Below are 19,447 nucleotides of genomic sequence, written 5' to 3'. Positions count from 1 at the left end.
CTGTTAGCAAATCATCACTGACAAACACAATCGACTCAGTACATAACAATATAGGGCTTTAACAGAGCCTTATTTTTTTGTTTAATAAAAGCAGTGCCCTATATATGACTGGCTATATTGAAGCTACTTAGCTGAGCGTATGGGCTAACATAATAAAAATTTACCACACCATTCTGCCGAACCATAAGGATACTCTGATGACCCAAGTGACTGCCATGCTAGTAATGTTTGTACTATACGGGGTGCTGCCAGCCGCTGGGTTATATCTAGGATATCGCGGTATCAAAAAAGTCACAGCGCCCAAAATGCTCGAATATACGGCGATGCCGCAATTGGGATATATTCCAGAAAAAAGCTTGCCAGTTGACGTAAAAGCAGCACTTGATCAAATCAATCAAAAGGGCAAAAAGTTACGTTTGATTTATGGCGATACCAATAACGATGGAAAAATAGACGATAAAGACACCATCAATGAAACCTATATCATGATTCAGAATCTGATGGACAGACATATCCCGCAAGCAGTCGCAGACTATCGCCGCTTGCATGATTTAGATGGGGAAGACGGCGCGCGCGCTGATACTACCAAAATCAAGCACTCAGACGTTACTGGTAAACAAGCCTTGCTAGACGTACTCAAAACCATTGATGTTCAGTTTGATGATCTGCTAAACGCGTCGTACCATCAAGATGGACAAAAACTACTCGCGACCAATCGTTATTTGCAGACGCGCTTTGATAATCCAAATGCGAACGCAACGATGCAGTCATTGAATGAGCTGGATGAAAATACAGAAACAATCCAATCTCCTATATCAAAGAGTGTTGCATCAAAGAATACCGTTGAGACAAGCGAAACGGTAGACAATATCAAGCTGTAAGTGATAATGATGAGTAGGGGTATACAGAATTGAGTAACAAGTAGCGAGTGTATATGAGTATATTAATAGGGACTGGCATCGTAGTGACTGTCGCTACTTTCTATCTGGGCAAAAAAGGCTGGCACGCGCTACATAAGGCGGTTGGTATCACACCAGGTGTGCTCATATATCAAGATAGTAATGCCGCATTATCATTAGCTACAACAAGTTGGCAACAGCTAAGCCTAAATAAAAAGTATCTAAAAAACCTATCTGAGCAGCAGCTAAGACAACTACAGAGTATAGATAACAAAGTCAATTACTATCAAAGATATCAGAAGTCACAATCAGCGCAGAATAATGTACCAGCAGCGACTGAGCAGCAATTTGTGCTGAACAAGCTACTGCAAACTCGGCTACCTGAAATGCTGGCAAGTCATCACCATTTAATGAATACTTATGCAAGTACTGACCACGCAAGTGATGAAAAAAGTATAGAAGCCAATAGATTGCTACAAAAAATGTTGGATAATATCGAGCAGCGTCTAGATATGTTAATGGCGCAAATAGAGACGCAACATCTACAGGACTTAAAAGCTATGGATAGTTACATGGACAGCCACGATAATTAAATCATTGTCCATGTGTTTTATATACTTAGTATGAAAGTCATGTACAAAGAATCTATCAGATAGACAGACTCTCAGACATACAAATATAGAAAAAGCTGCCAATGACTATATATCATTGGCAGCTTTTTTATAGCACGTCTAACGCTATAAGTGTTTTACAGAAAACTTAGACTAGCGCTTATTATTGCGGTCACGAGTGTTACGTGTGCCGCGGCTTGCAGGACTAGCGCTACTTTTAGGCTTTGCACTGCTATTACGATTGTCGCTACCGCTGCGGTTATCACTACGGCTGTCCGTAGTACGACGTGCTTTAAGCGGCTTGTTTCTGATACGTTCTTGCTTTTCTTTGGCTGCGCCATGCAGACCCGTACCATAACGTGGGCGTAAGCTTACTAAGTCCGTCAACGTGTTGATTTCTTTTTTATCAAGCTCTAAGAAACGACCAGTACGTAGCTCTTTTGGCAGAGCAATCGTACCATAGCGCGTACGCAGTAGACGGCTGACTTTTAGACCTTGAGACTCAAACAGACGACGTACTTCGCGATTACGGCCTTCTTTTAACTGGACGTGATACCATTTATTGACACCTTCACCGCCACCGTCTTTGATATCATCAAACTGTGCCATACCGTCTTCTAACATGACACCAGAGGTCAATGTGCGAGCGATATCAGGAGTTACTTCACCTAATACACGTACCGCGTATTCACGAGTCACTTCACTAGAAGGATGCATCAAGCGATGCGCCATTTCACCGTCATTGGTAAACAATAGTAGACCAGTTGAGTTGATATCCAAGCGTCCAACCATAACCCAGCGATCATGAGTCAGTTTTGGTAGGCGCTCAAACACAGTTGGACGACCTTCCGGGTCTTTTGCAGAGCAAACTTCGCCTTCAGGTTTATAGTATGCCAATACACGGCGACGCTTCTCGTTTTCAGCAGTATATTTGATCTGACGACCATCAACGCGAATCTCATCACCCTGTGAGACGCGATCACCAATGGTTGCCGGTCCGTTATTGACAGAGACGCGACCAGCTTTGATCACTTCTTCCATCTGACGACGTGAACCAAGCCCCATACGGGCTAGTGCTTTTTGTAATTTTTCATCTTTCATCTTGATGTCCTTGAGTCGGTGGGTTTACATTTCTCAATGTATGACTGTTTATAGCTTTTAAACATTGGCTTAAGTATAGACAATATCTAATAACAGGCAGATAGCATATTTGCTTTTAGCGGTACATATTATACTAATAAATTGAAATGATTATCGGACTTTTTAGTCTTTTATTTTATTCGCTCAATAGCCGTTCTTCTCCACAAAATCCGCATATGACATGGTAAGTATGAACCTGCTTTCTAAATGTGTTTTGAACTTGGTTAGGTAGCAGTTGTAGGCTAAGTTGACAGGTCTTTTATTGTGCCCTTACAGATACTGCTTGAGATTAATGTATGTAAAACAATGAATTAACTGTAGAGTAAAAGTAAGTATTAGTACAGGAAGTATTAAAATAGCTTTTTGTATCAATCAATAAGAACGTTCGTTACTATTAGCTAACTTATGTTATGATGCCGATTATTTTTGTTAAAGATGTAAAGAAATAGCATCAAGGCAAAAGCAGCAATATAGAATTGTTTTCTTAATCGTTTTACGTGATTGCAGTAATAGAAGAGGCTCTTTGATATGAGACAGACAACTAAGTTGTTAAGTACAGTATGTTTGTTAGCTAGTAGTATGCTCTATGGGTGTGCTACTACTACCATCAATTCTGGGCTTCAAACTGGTGAGTTACCACCTAGTGGTTCTTTTACTGCAGACAACGGTATTGATTTTAATGTACTGCCACTGACACTCGCCACATTACCGCCTAAGCAAATCGCTCGCTCACAAATGAGTAGCAACCTGTCTAACCTAGTACGATCGTCTAATAGAATGAATTACCGCATTACACCATCTGATGTATTGAGTATTGTTTTGGTGGACTATCCTGATATTAATGCTGCAGGAGCGTCTGGTTATCCTGTTGATCAGCAAGGGTTCATCCAGTTTCCGTTGATAGGACGTATACAAGCTGGCGGACTAAGTGTGCCACAATTCACTGCAAACTTGAGTTCACGATTACAGCGCTATCTAAAGTATGCAGACCCACAAGTGAAAGTTGCTGAATATCGGGGCAATAAGTTTTTTATCGATGGTGAAGTTAACAAGCCTGGTCAGTTCAATATTGCCGATGAACCTGTGTCACTATATAGTGCAATATCTATGGCTGGTGGTACGACGAGAGAAGGTAACTCAAACAGTATCGTTTTGAGAAGGAACGGTACCGATTATCGTATGGGATTACAGTCTCTACAGCAGGTGGGATTATCAGCCAATCAAATTTATGTCCAAGATGGTGATTCTATTCGTGTCAGTAGCGAAGATATCAATAAAGTATATGTCTTGGGTGAGTTTGGTAAAGTTGCGCCTGTACCTATTATTGACCAAGGATTGAGCTTAGCGCAGGTGATTGGGGAGTCAGCTGGACTGAACTCTAATACGGCTAATGCGGCTAAGATTTACGTAGTACGCGATCAGCCTGAATATCAGCGTACAAATATATACTATGTAGATATGCAGGCGCTTACCAGCTTCCCACTGGCTAGCCGATTTGAGATGCTGCCTAATGATATCGTCTATGTCGACCCAACAGGTCTGACACGCTGGAACCGTGTACTTAGTTCCCTGTTACCATCAACTTCAGCAATCAGAAGTTTCTCAACTTTATAGGAAGCGATCAGTATGGCGTTTGATAATATTTTGGTTGTCTGTGTCGGTAATATTTGCCGTAGTCCAATTGCTAAAGCATTATTAAAAGAACAGTATCCGCAAAAAAACGTTGACTCTGCTGGACTCTCCGCAGTAGTTGGTAATCCCGTGGATCCAAATTCACAAGCAGTAATGAACCCGTACGATATCGATATGTCGAATCATATCGCAAAGCAGATAAATGAAAAGCTGGTTATGAATGCAGATCTTATATTTACTATGTCAGATGGCCAAACTAAATGGATAGAGGAGCGGTGGCCACATTGCCGTGGCAAGACCTTTAAGATAGGGCATTGGATTAATAAAGAAATTGCTGATCCTTATAGACATGACATATCATTATTTGAAATAGCCAGGCAAGATATTGTCAACAGTCTCAGGCCTTGGGCTGATAAAATTAGTTAAGAGACTGTTACTCAAAAAACTATCCACTAAGATATTATCAAACAGCTGTCTGCTAATTCTTTCTATCAGATGATCAATTTTAAGCGATGAATATACACTTATGAATACAGATTCAAACCACCTATCTAAGCCTGCTAGCGAAGAGAATAGCGATGAAATAGATCTAATGGCACTGCTGTTGGCACTGTTGAGGGGCTGGAAAATGATAGTTTTGTTTGCACTGTTAGGACTAATAATCGGTGTACTCTATAGTCGCTATGTCAATCCAACTTTTAAATCAGATGCGTTGATACAAATTGATGATAAATCATCGGGGGTCTCAGCACTTGGTGGCGATATCTCAGAGTTAATTGGCTCTGAGGATAGTAAGGCTCAAGCTGAAGCTGAATTGATCCGCTCACGGATGATTATAGAGCCAGTAATCAATTTATTGCATCTACGTATTCATCTGGCTGACCCTGAGATAGGGGTTATGGATAAAGTTATTAGTGATCGCACTAATACTTCTATTTATACGCCAGAAGGCGTAACCTTGAAAACAATGGACGGTAATATAGAAGTAAGTCAGTTCAATGTCTCGGAGGGTTATCTTAATCGGTCTTTTACATTAGTTCGTTCTGAGTCAGGTTTTACGCTTAGTAATGGATTGGATGATTTTGAAGGTCAGCTCAATAAGCTAAACCAGTTCAAAGGCGTCGATGGACAGATCCAAATTACCGTGACTGATATTCCTCTTAATCACCATCCTATTAGCCTTACCAAGCAGTCATTACAAGTGGCTACAGATAATATAAACAGTGCGCTATCAGTAGTCGAAAAAGGCAAGCAGACGGGTATTATTCAGCTGTCTATGACTGGTAATAATCAGCAGCAGATTAGTCTTATACTCGAAGAAATTGTTCGATCGTATATCAATCAAAATCAGTCGCGTGGCTCTGAAGAAACGACCAAGACCATTGCTTTTATGGAAACTCAGATTCCAGTACTGAAGCAAAAGCTAGAAGACTCTGAAGCGGTATTTAATGAGTTCCGGATCAAATATGGGACTATCGATGTCAGCAAAGAGGCGGAACTACTACTGACGGAGAATTCACAGATAGATACACAGCTCAACGAGCTAAAGCTCAAAAAAGCAGATCTAACGACTTACTATACCGAAGAGCATCCCTTAGTTGTACAAATTAATGAACAGCTCGCAGTACTCAATAGCCGTAAGCAAAGTATTGATAACACTATTGCTGGATTACCAGAAATACAGCGTGAGTTCTTACAGTTATCACAAGATACAGAGATAAATAGAGAAATCTATCTGACGTTACTTAAAAACTATCAGCAATTACAAATCGCCAAAGCGGGTCAAGTTGGCTTTGCACGTATCATCGATTTACCTATTGATACCTTTAAGGCGATCGCGCCAAAGAAACTACTAATTATCATTTTGGCTATGCTACTAGGGGCAATGCTTGGAACGACACTTGTATTGTTAAAAAATATGTTGAGAAACGTAGTGAAAGACCCCCAACGTATCGAAGCGAAAACAGGTGTACCTGTGGTAGCGACTATCCCTCGTTCACCTCTGCTGACAAGACTACGTAAAGATAAAAAGGCACCAAATCGTTTGTTAGCATATGCTGATAGCAATAGCTTAAGTTATGAAGCCATCAAAAGTTTAAGAACTAATTTGATTTTTGGTATGTCGAAATCAGAAGAGTCAAGAAAAAGAGCAAAAGTTATACTGATCACTGGAGAAAGCCCTGGTGTTGGGAAATCATTTATTTCTGCTAACTTGACAGAAGTTTTTGCTCAACTCGACAAAAAAGTGTTGATCATGGATGCAGACATGCGTTTGGGCGAATTGCATAAGATGTTCAGTATGAATCAAGATAATGGCTTAGCCGATTATTTATCACAACATGATAATACATCGAATACGATACCATCTGAGGAGCTGGGTCATTTTATTCATTCTACAGGTATAGATAATATTGATTTCATGCCAAGAGGCGAGCATCCACGCAATCCTGCGTCGCTATTGTCTGATAGCAAGCTCAGTAATCTGATGACAGAGTTGAGCTTACATTATGACTATATCGTTGTTGATACACCGCCGATACTCGCGGCTTCTGATGCAATGATACTGGCACAATATGCCGACAAAGTATTAATGGTAACGAGATACGATAATTCAATTGAAGGGCAGTTGGTTTATGCTGTCAATCAACTGAATAAGGCTAATATAAAAGTAGATGGTATTATCTTAAACGACGTGCAGCAGGGTATCATGAGCAAATACAGCTATCACTATAGCTATGCATATGGTAACAATCAGTAGTATGCTTTTAGATACCTTAGTATTTAAAAGTAACAATGACTAAATAGACAAGTCATACGTTCAAACAGTCATCATACAGCGTTACATATAAACCAAAGCTTGAAGGTGTAAAATTGTTGCAATCTATCGCTCAGTACCTGTTGTCGCTACCAAGATATGTCAAGCGTATAATCCTTATTAGCGCAGACTTTGTCATGGCTATTGCGTGCCTGCTATTGTCACTGTTATTGCGCTATGGTTATGTCGAGCTTCATATTAGTTTATGGGCACTAAGTCTTTATGCGCTAATACCTGTTGTCGGGTTATATCTGGTGGGATTTTATCATGGTGTATCTAGAGGGTTTCTTGATACAGTTATGAGTGGTGTATTACAGTTATTTTTCGCGCTGATAATTTTTTATGAACTGATTATTTACCTTAATTTGTTACCACAGATACCCCGATCGACGCCTATTCTGTTTCTGTTTCTGCTCTATATATGGCTATGGAACAGCCGTTTAACGATCAAAGAGCTTTTGAAGCGATGGCAAGGCAAACGGCTTGAGGATGAGCCTATAGATTACGATAATATTTTGATTTATGGTGCAGGTGAAGCAGGTCAAGAGTTAATGAAAGGCTTGAGCAACTCACATAAGTATAGTGTGATTGCTTTTGTTGATGATGATAGGCAATTGACAGGTGCCCATGTAATGGGTAAGAAGATTTATCATACTGATAATTTATTGAATATCGTAAATACCCTTTATATTGCACAAGTGTTTTTGGCAGTGCCTTCTATTAGCCGTGCTCGCAAACGTAAGATTATTGAAAAACTTTCACACATCTCTATCAAGATAAAAGAGCTACCAAGTCTACAAGAATTGGCTGACGAAAAGGTTACTGTCAGTCATATGCGTAAGATCGATATATTAGATGTATTAGACCGCCAAACTGTAGAGCCTGATGAAAACTTACTGAAAAAAAACATAGCAAAAAAGTCTGTCTTGGTAACTGGGGCTGGTGGCTCTATCGGTAGTGAGCTGTGTCGTCAAATCCTCAAAAATGAACCAACTTGTTTGGTGTTGTACGAGCTATCAGAGTTTGCTCTTTATAGCATTCACCAAGAGCTTTTGGCAACACAAGCCAATCACAATGAATATCAAGGCATTCAAATCGTATCCATTATCGGTAATGTCACTGACGAGCATAACCTTATGCGGATATTTCAGACTTATCATGTACAAACAGTTTATCATGCAGCGGCATATAAGCATGTGCCTATGGTCGAACATAACCCATTCCAAGGGGTTATCAATAATACTCGTGGCACTTACCATTGTGCTCGTGCTGCTATTAGAACAGATGTGGAAACCTTTGTCTTGATATCTACTGATAAGGCTGTCAGACCTACTAATGTCATGGGTGCCTCAAAACGTTTGGCAGAACTTGTATGCCAGGCATTGAGTCATGAGGCTACCTCAATAAAGCCAGATAGCAAAACCTGTATTAGTATGGTTAGATTCGGCAATGTATTAGGCTCATCAGGATCTGTGGTGCCTGTTTTTACCAAGCAAATCGAACAAGGTCTGCCTATTACTGTAACCCATCCCGATGTCACACGTTATTTTATGACTATCCCAGAGGCGGCCAATTTAGTAATTCAGGCAGGTGCTATGGCGCAAGGTGGTGAAGTTTTTGTGCTTAACATGGGAGAGCCAGTAAAGATTGTCGATCTGGCTCAGCGTATGATTCACCTAAGTGGGCATGAGGTCAAAGACGATAAGCATCCTAATGGTGATATCGAAATTGTCTTTACTGGTCTTCGTCCCGGTGAGAAGCTCTATGAAGAGCTCATAATCGGTGATGACAATGTTAAAGAAACCGTTCACCCTCTCATTATGCAAGCTATGGAGCATAGGTTTTCTCTAACAGATCTTGAGCAGACGTTAGATAAGTTATCAGAAAAATCTCAACTGTATGACGTTGTGTGGTTGAAATTGCAGTTCAAATATTTTGTAGATGGCTATAAAGAAGACACTACAGTTCACTCCTAATTTGAAAAACACTCATTGATAAGGTTGGTTGATAGATACTATGCTAAATATTGATAATATTAAAATTGCCGTTATTGGTCTTGGTTACGTGGGGCTGCCGTTAGCAGTAGAGTTCGGTAAACATCACTCGGTTATGGGCTTTGATATCAATGCTGAACGTATTGCTGCTCTCAATACAGGTATTGATCATACTTTAGAGGTTAGCGAAGCGGAGCTAGCAGAAGCCACACATTTAAAATATAGCTCAGACATCAATGAGCTGAAGGACTGTAACTTCTTTATTGTTACTGTACCTACTCCTATTGATGACTATAAGCAGCCTGACTTGACACCTTTGATCAAGGCATCAGAAGCTATTGGTAGCCTAGTAAAGAAAAACGATATCGTAGTCTATGAATCAACGGTTTATCCAGGCGCGACTGAAGAAGTCTGTATCCCAGTATTAGAAAAAACTTCTGGATTGGTATTTAACCAAGACTTTTACGCAGGTTACAGTCCTGAGCGTATTAATCCGGGTGATAAAGAGCACCGTGTTACTAATATCTTAAAAGTAACGGCTGGTTCAACGCCTGAGATTGCAGACTTTGTCGACGAAGTCTATAACTTAATCATCACTGCTGGCACTCATAAAGCATCTAGTATTAAGGTAGCGGAGGCAGCTAAAGTTATCGAAAATACGCAACGAGATGTCAATATTGCACTGATTAATGAGTTAGCAGTTATCTTTAACAAAATGAATATCGATACTGAAGCAGTGCTAGAAGCTGCTGGTACTAAGTGGAATTTCCTACCGTTTCGACCAGGCTTGGTCGGCGGTCATTGTATTGGGGTTGATCCATACTACTTGACGCATAAAGCCCAAGCCATTGGGTATAACCCAGAGATTATATTAGCAGGTCGCCGCCTAAACGATAGTATGGGCGAGTATGTCGTTACTCAATTAGTTAAAACCATGATTAAAAAACGTATTCAAGTTGAAGGTGCCAAAGTTTTGGTATTAGGCTTGAGTTTTAAAGAAAACTGTCCTGACGTACGTAATACTAAGGTTATCGATATCGTACACGAGCTGCAAGAATACAATATCGAGGTCGATGTTTATGACCCTTGGGTAGATGCTGTAGAGGCTCAAAAAGAGTACGGTGTTAAGCCTGTCAATGAGCCTGCGACCGATAGCTATGATAGTATTATTTTAGCAGTAGCTCACAGTGAGTTTGTCGATATGGGCGTAGCGCATATAAGAAGTTTAGGTAAACATAATCATGTGCTATATGATCTGAAGTATGTGTTCGCCAAAGAAGACACAGATATCCGTCTATAAGCCTATATAGTCTTACAATAACAATATGCGAGCAATACTATGACAGCGACAACCTACAATAAAGTGAAAGAAACATTAGTACAGACGCCTAAAGCTTGGCTTATCACAGGAGTAGCGGGCTTTATCGGCTCTAATTTGCTTGAGACATTATTATTGCTCAATCAAAAAGTGGTGGGATTAGACAATTTTGCCACAGGTTTTCAGCATAATTTAGATGAAGTAAAAAGTTTAGTAAGCGCTGAACAATGGAATAGGTTTACTTTTATAGAGGGTGATATTCGTCAGTTAACTGATTGTTCGAAAGCCTGTCAAGGCGTTGATTACGTGCTGCATCAAGCAGCACTAGGCTCAGTACCGCGCTCTATTGCTGATCCTATCGCGACCAATGAAACTAATATTTCAGGCTTCTTAAATATGCTGGTAGCCGCTCGTGATGCTGATGTAGCTAGCTTTACTTATGCTGCTAGTAGCTCAACATACGGTGATCATCCGGCGCTGCCTAAGGTTGAAGAAAATATTGGCAAACCGCTATCACCTTATGCGGTAACAAAGTACGTTAATGAGCTGTATGCAGAAGTGTTTGCCCGCACCTATGGGTTTAACACGATCGGTCTGCGTTATTTCAATATCTTTGGTAAGCGTCAAACCCCTGATGGTGCCTATGCAGCAGTGATACCGAAATGGACGGCCGCTATGATCGCAGGTGATGAGGTATTCATTAATGGCGACGGTGATACCAGTCGCGACTTTAATTTTATTGAAAATGCTGTGCAGGCTAATATCTTGGCAGCCACTGCCACTGGAGAAGCTAAAAATCAGGTGTATAACGTGGCAGTAGGTGGACGTACGACCCTTAATACACTGTTTTCAGCGCTCAAAGAGCATTTAAATACTAATGGCGTTAGCTACACTCAAGCAGCAGTCTATCGAGATTTTAGAGCAGGTGATGTGCGTCATAGTCAGGCTGATATTACTAAGATACAAAATGCATTAGGTTATGAGCCAAAGTTCGATATTATTCAAGGTATTGAAAAGGCGATGCCTTGGTATGTTGATTTTAAAAAATAAAGTTAAATCATTTATAACTGTTTTAATTATATATTCTTCTTTTACTATCACTTTGACCAAAAATCTATTGAACAAAAAATAGTGCTTCAAACGTAAGCTTTTAAGGATTGTTTTTTTTGTTTATTGTTGGAAGAAATTTTATATGAATAATGGTTCACTCAATAGAGAAATACTATATCAATCGGTAGTAAAAGAATGTTTATAAAGAGCCTAACATTGTATGGAGCTTTTAGAATATTCAGCGTGATTGCAGGTTTACTTCAAATATTCATTATCAATAAAAAGTTTGGTGTGAGTGGTTATGGGGAAATATCGTTAATTTATGCTTATGCTACTTACCTTAATATTTTTGCCTTACAATGGCTTAGTAAAATTACTGCGAGATTGTCAAACGAAATTGATTTTAATAAAGCTCTTTTAACGTTACATATTTTTATAGGTGTTTTTTTTCTTATATTGTCTGTATTTCTAAATAGATTAGTAGAGTATGCTAGTCTTTTAGTATTAATCGCATTAGTAGATTCTCTAAAAGAGCATATTCTAGAATACTTTAGATCTAATCTTAAAATTAAGGAATATGGATTATTAAATTTTATTTATGCTCTAGTTGGTATAGCTTATTTAATATTAATATTAAAGATAGAAATCGAACCAGTAGAGTTTATAATATTCCTTTACTTAGTATATTTACTAGCAATAGTGTTTTTTCTAAAAAAATATGGATTATTTACTATTAGCTATAAAAGTATTTCAAAAATTAATGTATTTTACATAAAGTATGGATACTCTATTTCTATCTCTAATAGTATTTCACAATTCGCATTCTCAGGGGTAAGAATTTTTATTGGTAATAAGTTTGGTAATGAGGTCTTAGGAGCTTTTTCTATAATATATGATCTTTTGCAAAGAAGTATTGTTTCTTACATGCAAATTATAAATAGTGCTACTTTCCCAATCATGAGAAATAATTGGGATAGCAAAAATATTATCAAATTAGAAAAATACGCTAGACTAAATTTATCTCTTTTAACCTACTTACCTATAGTTGGTATCCTAATCGTTTTAACTTTGTATAAATATATTTTGAGCTTTCTAGAAATAAATATAAATTCAATTGGGTTTGATGCTAGGCTGATGATAGCAGTAGTAGGTCTGGGGATTATATTTAATAGAATAAAGAGTTTTCATGTAGATTATTTTTTGTTATTCCTATACAAGTCACATGCAATTTTTAAAATAACTACTTTAAGTATGTTTTTGTTACTACTGTTGATTATATTTTTTATTAATAGCGATAACGTTATATATATAAACATGAGTGTTACGCTTTCTTATCTTCTATCATTGCTGATAACAAGTAAATATATTAAAGTTGTTTTAATAGAGGAAGGTATTTCAGAGAAATTTAATATTTTTCAAAATAAGGAAATATATTTATTTTTTCTGTTTTTCACTTTCGTCTGTATTGGTGCCTTAGTAAATATTGATTCATTAATAATTAGTTTCTTATTAGTTTCATTGCTTTTGGTGTTATCTGTGTCTGAAATTTATTCAAATTATTTAGCTTTAAAAAAGGTAGAGAGCTATGAAAATTAGTATATGTATACCTACATACAATAGAGAGTCGGAACTAGAGAAGTTATTTCAAAGTTTGTATTTGAATGATAATCTTGATAAGTTAGAAATAATTATAGTAGACGATGGCTCTACAGATAACTCAAAGTTATTGATTCAAAAATACATTGATGAAAATAAATTAATTATAAAATACCATTACCAGAAGAATTCGGGTCGTGGAGTTGCCTTGAAAGAAGCTGTAAGCTTGGCTACTGGTGACTACATCATGCTGATGGATTCAGATGATTTTTTTCTATTTGATTCGATAGAAACTATTATCACCACTATAAGTAATAATAAACAGCATTCAGGTTTTGTTTTCTTATGTTTAGACACACAAAATAAAATCATAGGTTCTGAGTTTCCCAATAATATATTAACTGCTAATTTAGTCGAAATTTACTCAGACTATAAAGTTCGTGGTGATAAAAAAGAAGTAGTTGAAGCCAAATATATTAAAAAATGGTTATATGAAAATGTGTTTGAAGAGAGAAGAGTTCCCACTTCTTTATTATGGACTAATATATCTAAAGACATAGATTTTTTATTATTAAATAAAGCTATTGTTGTTAAAGATTACTTATCAGATGGAATGTCTAAGAATCTTAGGAAAATCCAAAAACAGAGTCCTCATGGTATGTATTTACTAAATAAAGAAAAGCTGCTTTTTCGAGACTATAACTCAAAAACTGAAAGAGGTAAGAGTCTTTTAGGTACTTTATACTATGGAGCACTCACTGTTTCTAAATATAGAAAGTTATAAAATATTTACAGTAAGATATTCTATAAAGTAGTTTGATGCGTAATATTTATTTATTATGCATAGCATTAAAAAATTTATTGACCTCAGGATTTCAGTATGAGTATTAAGATCGTACACGTAATTATTGGACTCAATGCTGGAGGTGCAGAGTTAATGCTTGAACGCTTAGTATTGAATAGTGATTCTAAAAAAATGTTTAATCATAGCGTTGTATCTTTGATGGATATGGGACCTGTAGGGATATCTCTACAGAATAAAGGTATACAAGTATATAGTCTTAATATGAAGTCTCTGGTTTCAGTACCCAAAACCCTAATGCAACTTAGAGAGCTACTTAAAAATATAGATCCCAATGTAGTTCAAACATGGATGTATCATGCTGATTTCTTAGGTGGTATAGCAGCTAGAAGTCTGGGCGTGAATAAGATTATTTGGGGTATACGCACTACTGATGTTTCAAAAGGTGCTTCCAGATTAACCAGTAAGCTTAGCAGAATATGTGCAAAATTATCCTATCATATTCCAACTGCGATAGTTTCAGCTGGCCAAGTATCAAAAGAATATCACATAGGTATAGGTTACGATGAAACGAAAATAGTAGTCATACCGAATGGTTATGATGTAGATTCATTTTCTATTGATGATAAATCTATTTCAGCATTTCGTAGAAACAATAACATTAATTGTGAAGATATAATTATTGGTTCTGTAGGAAGGTTTGATCCAGTAAAAAACCAAAAGTTTTTTATCGAAACTGCAGCTATTTTAGTAAAATCTTATTCCCAAGTTAATTTGAAATTTCTATTAGTAGGCAAAGGTAATACAAAGGATAATTTGGAATTAATGTCTTGGATAAATCGCTATAGTTTATCAGACAATTTTATTTTATTAGGGCATAGAGAGGATGTGAAGGTTTGTATAGCTGCAATGGATATATTTTGTCTTCATTCTAAAACGGAAGGGTTTCCTAATGTTCTCGTTGAAGCAATGTTGCTGGAGACATTTGTTATTTCTAATGATGTTGGAGATGCTAAGCTACTAATCCCGATAGATCAGCTGACAACGTCGAACGCTCAAGAATATAGTGAAACTATTGCTGAGGTTCTAAGGAAAAAAGACTACCTTGATAAATCAAAGCTTAAGTTGTTAAGTAACCTATGCAAAGAAGACTATTCAATCGATAGTATTTCATCTAAGTATGAAAGTATTTATGTTAAATAAAAAAATAATTCTAAGTAAATATAAGATTATAAACATAAGCTTTAGTCTTTTTTTGGCGCTTATAGTAGTTCTTATTCCATGGGAGAATCTGCGCTCTACAGAATATAGAGATCTTAACGCGTATATAAATTATATAGATAATTATGAAAATAGAATTTACTGGTTCGATTATTCTACACTAACATCTAAAATATCTTACGAGTGGGGATGGCATTACTTTGTTGATCTACTTAATAATAAATTAGGTTTTAACAGCACATATGTGTTGTTAGTGGTTTCAGTATTTATTTTGTTCGTAAGTTTTTTACTTATTAGTTCTATAAAAAATAAACGTACATGTTTTATGCTTCTTAATCCTATCTATATCGACTTTGCCTACGCCCAAGTACGATCAGCTTTTGCGGTCGCCTTTGTCTTATTATCAATAATGGCTTTCAAAAAAAATAAATTACTATCATTTGTTATTTTGACTCCTGCGTTTTTTATACATACAGCCTCATTTGTATTTATATTTATATTTTATAGTGCTTTTTTAACAGATAAATACTTAAAAAGTCAAAGTAAGAAATTTGTCATTGCAGTTTTTGTAGGCTTAATATCTTCTATAATTACTGGCCCATACATGTCTGTACTGCTGGGACTAATTGAAGATAGACGAGAGGATTATAAAGACCTCTCATCGCCTACATTGTACATGTTGTTTTGGATTATCTTGTTTTTATTTCTCTTAATAAAGTTCTTTTCTGGAAAAATAAAAAGTTTAGATAATTACTATTTTTACTTGAGTATCTCCATATTAACTATGATATTTATTAATATATTTATAAGTGGATATTCATCTAGATTTTTAGCAGCAGCTATGCCTTTTTTAGTATTGACTATCAGTGATTTGAAAGGAAGGTACGAATCTTTAGCAGTAATAGGTTACATTATTTTTGCTGCTATACTGTGGCTTTTTTGGTTGATTTAATTATGAAGTTTCTAATAATTGCTAGTTATCCTGTTTCCATTCTAAAATTTCGCGGCGCTCTCATTGCAGAAATTCAGAATGCTGGTTTTGAAATACATATAGTTGCACCTGAATTCGAGCGTTACGTAGAAGAGCGTGAGCATTTAATATCGCTAGGCTATACTGTGCACGATATACCTATGCAGCGTACCGGAACCAATCCTGTAACAGATGCACAGACATTGTTAGCTTTGTATCGCCTGATGAAAGAGATCAGGCCTGACTACGCAATGGGTTATACGATTAAACCTGTTATCTATGGATCTATCGCTGCTAAGATGGCGCGCGTTCCAAACATTTTTGCTCTGATTACTGGGCTAGGTTATGCTTTTCAAGGAGTAGAAGAGTCAGGCTACAAAAAATCTAAGTTACAAAAATTCATGCATAAATTTTATGCAGTAGCTCTGAATTCGACGCAAAAAGTATTCTTTCAGAACCCAGATGATGAAGCACTATTTAGAAAGATGGGTATTTTGAAATCTTCTATACCCAGTAAAATTGTCAATGGATCTGGTATTAGTGTAAGTGAATATAGTGTAGCAGAGTTGCCTACGGTCGATGGTGAGCCAGTTCCAAGATTTCTATTGATCGCAAGGTTGTTGACAGCGAAGGGCATTCGTGAATATGCGCAAGCTGCTTTACTTATTAAAGAAAAGTATCCTCAAGTAGCATTTGATTTGGTTGGCTGGATCGACGACAATCCTGATGCTATAAAGCAAGGTGAGCTTGATGAATGGGTCAATAATGGGTTATTCAACTTTATGGGTAAGTTATCCGATGTAAAGCCTGCCATTGCTAATAGCTCTGTCTATGTACTTCCATCTTATCGCGAAGGTACGCCGCGTACCGTACTCGAAGCCATGGCAATGGGTCGCGCTATCATTACAACAGATACACCAGGATGTCGTGAAACAGTAGAAGATGGATACAATGGTTTCCTGGTAACTGTTAAAGATGTAGACACATTGGTAGAAGCTATGTTTAAGTTCATTGAACAACCAGAGCTTATTGGCAAAATGGGTAAACGTTCTCGTGAGATTGCTGAAGAAAAATATGATGTCAAAAGAGTAAACTATAATATGTTAAAGGCAATGGGTATAGTTTCTGTAGGTTAACGAGATTTGTATAAGCTATAGATTCAAAATCCCATAAAAAATTTAATGCTATATTTTACTAAAATAGTAATAAGGTCAATTTGAATGTCAAATCACTTAAAATTAAAATATTTAGTTACAGGTGCTGCTGGCTTTATCGGTTTCTACACTGCTAAACGTCTACTAGAGGAAGGTAACCAGGTTATAGGTCTAGATAATCTTAATGATTACTATGAACCAGAACTCAAACAGTATCGTCTTGCTCAGTTAACACCCTTTGAAGACTTTACTTTTATCAAGTTAGACTTAGCTAATCGAGACGGTATTGCTGAGTTGTTTTATACTGAAAAATTTGATCGTGTGATTCATTTAGCTGCTCAGGCGGGTGTGCGATATTCTATTGAAAACCCCTTCGCTTATGTAGATAGTAATTTAGTAGGTATGATGACTATTCTTGAGGGTTGCCGTCACAATAAAGTGCAGCACTTAATCTATGCATCATCTAGCTCTGTTTATGGTATGAATGACAAAACTGTTTTCAGCGAAGAAGATCAGGTTGATAATCCTGTATCACTTTATGCAGCTACCAAAAAATCTAATGAGTTAATGGCCTATAGCTATGCCAAGCTTTATGATTTACCAGTAACTGGTTTACGTTTCTTTACTGTTTATGGACCAGCTGGACGCCCAGATATGGCGCCTTGGCTGTTTACTGAGGAAGTTTTTAAAGGTAACCCTATTAAAGTATTTAATCACGGTAAAATGATGCGTGACTTCACTTATATCGACGATATAGTTGAAGGTGTTATTCGTATTCAAGACGTAATACCCATAGATACAATTCCTTATAATTTATTTAATATTGGTAATAACGAACCTATCCAACTGTCACGTTTTATTGCCGCCATTGAGACAGCTACAGGTAAATCTGCAGAAAAAGTTATGCTTGATATGCAAGCGGGCGATGTTGAGCGTACTTACGCTAATACATCACGTCTGGAGGAAGCTGTAGGTTATAAGCCCCAAACTGAAATTGAATATGGTATTCAACAGTTTGTAAGTTGGTACAAAGAATATAAAGGAATTTAGATGAAAATAGCAATCGCTGGAACGGGGTACGTGGGTCTTTCTAATGCTATGCTTTTAGCTCAGCATAATGAAGTAGTGGCAGTAGATATTATTCCAGAGAAAATTGATTTGCTAAACGCTAGAAAGGCACCTATTGAAGATGATTATATCCAATCTTTTTTAGAGAGCGATAAATTAGACTTCATTGCAACTTTAGATACAGAGATAGCATATAGGGATGCTAATTTTGTAATTATCGCTACACCTACTAATTATGACTCACGGACCAATTATTTCGATACAACAAGTATAGAGTCAGTTATTACTACTGTTACCGCTATAAATCCAGAAGCTACAATAATTATTAAATCTACAGTTCCTGTAGGGTATACAGAAGAAGCTAAGAAAAAATTTAATACTCAAAATCTAGTTTTTTCTCCTGAGTTCTTGCGTGAGGGCAAAGCCCTATACGACAATTTACATCCATCACGTATTATTATAGGTGACAAGTCTGAAAAGGCACAAGAGTTTTCTAATTTATTGGTACAAGGTGCGATTACGAAAGACGTTGATATATTGTTTATAGGAAATACTGAAGCTGAAGCAGTTAAGTTATTTTCTAATACCTATTTAGCTATGCGTGTTGCCTATTTTAATGAATTAGATAGTTATGCCCAATCACTGAGTTTAGATAGTAGGCAAATTATCGAGGGTGTTGGTTTAGACCCTCGTATTGGTAACCATTATAACAACCCTTCATTTGGTTACGGTGGATACTGCTTACCCAAAGATACAAAGCAGCTGTTAGCCAATTACGAGCAAGTACCTAATAATATAATTCGTGCTATTGTCGACGCTAATCGTACTCGTAAAGATTTTATTGCAGAATCTGTATTAAATACAAACCCTAAAATAGTAGGTGTATACCGTTTAATTATGAAAGCTGGTTCTGATAACTTCAGAGCTAGTGCTATGCAAGGCATTATGAAGCGTATAAAAGCTAAAGGTATCGAAGTAATTGTGTATGAACCAGTGCTAGAGGATAAAGAGTTCTTTGGATCACGTGTTATTCGTGATTTAAGTAAATTCAAACAAGAAGCTGATGTTATTCTGACTAATCGTTTAGCAGAAGAGTTAGAGGATGTAGCTGAAAAAGTATTTACGCGTGATCTATTCGGTAGTGATTAGTAGTTAGTAGATCCAAGAAAAATATAAA

General features: G+C 36.9%; 16 protein-coding genes. 15 read left to right on the top strand and 1 reads right to left on the bottom strand.

Annotation, left to right across the window (positions count from 1 at the left end; all coding sequences use genetic code 11):
* Positions 1–197 precede the first annotated feature (197 nt).
* Together AC5JP1_RS06480 and AC5JP1_RS06475 are read left to right on the top strand one after the other, a co-directional pair.
* Positions 198–881 carry a hypothetical protein gene (locus AC5JP1_RS06480; RefSeq protein WP_493843568.1) on the top strand — a complete coding sequence of 228 codons (684 nt, stop codon included), beginning with the start codon at positions 198–200 and terminating at the stop codon, positions 879–881.
* A gap of 53 nt (positions 882–934) precedes the next feature.
* Positions 935–1,492 carry a hypothetical protein gene (locus AC5JP1_RS06475; RefSeq protein WP_493843567.1) on the top strand — a complete coding sequence of 186 codons (558 nt, stop codon included), beginning with the start codon at positions 935–937 and terminating at the stop codon, positions 1,490–1,492.
* A 171-nt stretch (positions 1,493–1,663) separates the two neighbouring features.
* Here the strand turns inward: AC5JP1_RS06475 and rluB are convergent, their stop codons facing one another.
* On the bottom strand, positions 1,664–2,611 hold the full coding sequence (gene rluB, locus AC5JP1_RS06470; RefSeq protein WP_319049937.1) for a 23S rRNA pseudouridine(2605) synthase RluB: 948 nt from the start codon (positions 2,609–2,611) through the stop codon (positions 1,664–1,666).
* Between the two features lie 567 nt (positions 2,612–3,178).
* Between rluB and AC5JP1_RS06465 the strand changes: the two genes are divergently transcribed.
* The 13 genes from AC5JP1_RS06465 (at position 3,179) to AC5JP1_RS06405 (ending at position 19,419) form a co-directional block, all read left to right on the top strand.
* Positions 3,179–4,264 carry a polysaccharide biosynthesis/export family protein gene (locus tag AC5JP1_RS06465; RefSeq protein WP_493843566.1) on the top strand — a complete coding sequence of 362 codons (1,086 nt, stop codon included), beginning with the start codon at positions 3,179–3,181 and terminating at the stop codon, positions 4,262–4,264.
* Between the two features lie 12 nt (positions 4,265–4,276).
* Positions 4,277–4,708: a low molecular weight protein-tyrosine-phosphatase gene (locus tag AC5JP1_RS06460; protein WP_493843565.1), complete on the top strand. Its 432-nt coding sequence runs from the start codon at positions 4,277–4,279 to the stop codon at positions 4,706–4,708.
* A gap of 100 nt (positions 4,709–4,808) precedes the next feature.
* A complete protein-coding gene (locus AC5JP1_RS06455; RefSeq protein ID WP_493843564.1) occupies positions 4,809–7,040 on the top strand; it encodes a polysaccharide biosynthesis tyrosine autokinase in 2,232 nt (743 codons plus the stop codon).
* A 515-nt stretch (positions 7,041–7,555) separates the two neighbouring features.
* Positions 7,556–9,073, top strand: coding sequence for a polysaccharide biosynthesis protein (locus tag AC5JP1_RS06450; RefSeq protein WP_493843563.1), 1,518 nt, complete (start codon positions 7,556–7,558; stop codon positions 9,071–9,073).
* A gap of 40 nt (positions 9,074–9,113) precedes the next feature.
* Positions 9,114–10,391 (top strand): Vi polysaccharide biosynthesis UDP-N-acetylglucosamine C-6 dehydrogenase TviB, encoded by a 1,278-nt coding sequence (gene tviB / locus AC5JP1_RS06445; protein ID WP_493843562.1) that lies wholly within the window; start codon positions 9,114–9,116, stop codon positions 10,389–10,391.
* Between the two features lie 39 nt (positions 10,392–10,430).
* Positions 10,431–11,459 (top strand): NAD-dependent epimerase/dehydratase family protein, encoded by a 1,029-nt coding sequence (locus AC5JP1_RS06440; RefSeq protein WP_493843561.1) that lies wholly within the window; start codon positions 10,431–10,433, stop codon positions 11,457–11,459.
* Between the two features lie 243 nt (positions 11,460–11,702).
* Positions 11,703–13,055, top strand: coding sequence for a polysaccharide biosynthesis protein (locus AC5JP1_RS06435; RefSeq protein ID WP_493843560.1), 1,353 nt, complete (start codon positions 11,703–11,705; stop codon positions 13,053–13,055).
* Positions 13,045–13,839: a glycosyltransferase family 2 protein gene (locus tag AC5JP1_RS06430; RefSeq protein WP_493843559.1), complete on the top strand. Its 795-nt coding sequence runs from the start codon at positions 13,045–13,047 to the stop codon at positions 13,837–13,839. The genes AC5JP1_RS06435 and AC5JP1_RS06430 overlap by 11 nt, the downstream gene beginning before the upstream one ends.
* Positions 13,840–13,935: 96 nt before the next feature.
* The gene (locus tag AC5JP1_RS06425) at positions 13,936–15,060 is read left to right on the top strand and encodes a glycosyltransferase family 4 protein (RefSeq protein WP_493843558.1); all 1,125 of its coding nucleotides are present in this window, start codon (positions 13,936–13,938) and stop codon (positions 15,058–15,060) included.
* Entirely contained in the window at positions 15,050–16,030 is a 981-nt protein-coding gene (locus AC5JP1_RS06420; protein ID WP_493843557.1) for an EpsG family protein, read from the top strand. Before AC5JP1_RS06425 ends, AC5JP1_RS06420 begins: the two co-directional genes overlap by 11 nt.
* 2 nt (positions 16,031–16,032) lie before the next feature.
* A complete protein-coding gene (locus tag AC5JP1_RS06415) occupies positions 16,033–17,184 on the top strand; it encodes a glycosyltransferase family 4 protein (protein ID WP_493843556.1) in 1,152 nt (383 codons plus the stop codon).
* Between the two features lie 84 nt (positions 17,185–17,268).
* Entirely contained in the window at positions 17,269–18,252 is a 984-nt protein-coding gene (locus AC5JP1_RS06410) for an SDR family NAD(P)-dependent oxidoreductase (RefSeq protein WP_493843555.1), read from the top strand.
* On the top strand, positions 18,253–19,419 hold the full coding sequence (locus AC5JP1_RS06405) for a nucleotide sugar dehydrogenase (protein ID WP_493843554.1): 1,167 nt from the start codon (positions 18,253–18,255) through the stop codon (positions 19,417–19,419).
* Positions 19,420–19,447: the final 28 nt, after the last annotated feature.

This window comes from Psychrobacter sp. H29 (assembly GCF_059073055.1).
Note: the sequence above shows the minus strand (reverse complement) of the source record. Positions and strands in the feature narration are given on the sequence as shown.

What these genes read in the sequence shown, in the direction of transcription:
- AC5JP1_RS06430 (WP_493843559.1), top strand. Translation starts at nt 13,045, where the DNA reads ATGAAAATTAGTATATGTATACCTACATACAATAGAGAGTCGGAACTA.
- AC5JP1_RS06480 (WP_493843568.1), top strand. Translation starts at nt 198, where the DNA reads ATGACCCAAGTGACTGCCATGCTAGTAATGTTTGTACTATACGGGGTG.
- AC5JP1_RS06405 (WP_493843554.1), top strand. Translation starts at nt 18,253, where the DNA reads ATGAAAATAGCAATCGCTGGAACGGGGTACGTGGGTCTTTCTAATGCT.
- AC5JP1_RS06465 (WP_493843566.1), top strand. Translation starts at nt 3,179, where the DNA reads ATGAGACAGACAACTAAGTTGTTAAGTACAGTATGTTTGTTAGCTAGT.
- AC5JP1_RS06440 (WP_493843561.1), top strand. Translation starts at nt 10,431, where the DNA reads ATGACAGCGACAACCTACAATAAAGTGAAAGAAACATTAGTACAGACG.
- AC5JP1_RS06475 (WP_493843567.1), top strand. Translation starts at nt 935, where the DNA reads ATGAGTATATTAATAGGGACTGGCATCGTAGTGACTGTCGCTACTTTC.
- AC5JP1_RS06415 (WP_493843556.1), top strand. Translation starts at nt 16,033, where the DNA reads ATGAAGTTTCTAATAATTGCTAGTTATCCTGTTTCCATTCTAAAATTT.
- AC5JP1_RS06410 (WP_493843555.1), top strand. Translation starts at nt 17,269, where the DNA reads ATGTCAAATCACTTAAAATTAAAATATTTAGTTACAGGTGCTGCTGGC.
- AC5JP1_RS06460 (WP_493843565.1), top strand. Translation starts at nt 4,277, where the DNA reads ATGGCGTTTGATAATATTTTGGTTGTCTGTGTCGGTAATATTTGCCGT.
- AC5JP1_RS06455 (WP_493843564.1), top strand. Translation starts at nt 4,809, where the DNA reads ATGAATACAGATTCAAACCACCTATCTAAGCCTGCTAGCGAAGAGAAT.
- rluB (WP_319049937.1), bottom strand. Translation starts at nt 2,611, where the DNA reads ATGAAAGATGAAAAATTACAAAAAGCACTAGCCCGTATGGGGCTTGGT.
- AC5JP1_RS06425 (WP_493843558.1), top strand. Translation starts at nt 13,936, where the DNA reads ATGAGTATTAAGATCGTACACGTAATTATTGGACTCAATGCTGGAGGT.
- tviB (WP_493843562.1), top strand. Translation starts at nt 9,114, where the DNA reads ATGCTAAATATTGATAATATTAAAATTGCCGTTATTGGTCTTGGTTAC.
- AC5JP1_RS06420 (WP_493843557.1), top strand. Translation starts at nt 15,050, where the DNA reads ATGTTAAATAAAAAAATAATTCTAAGTAAATATAAGATTATAAACATA.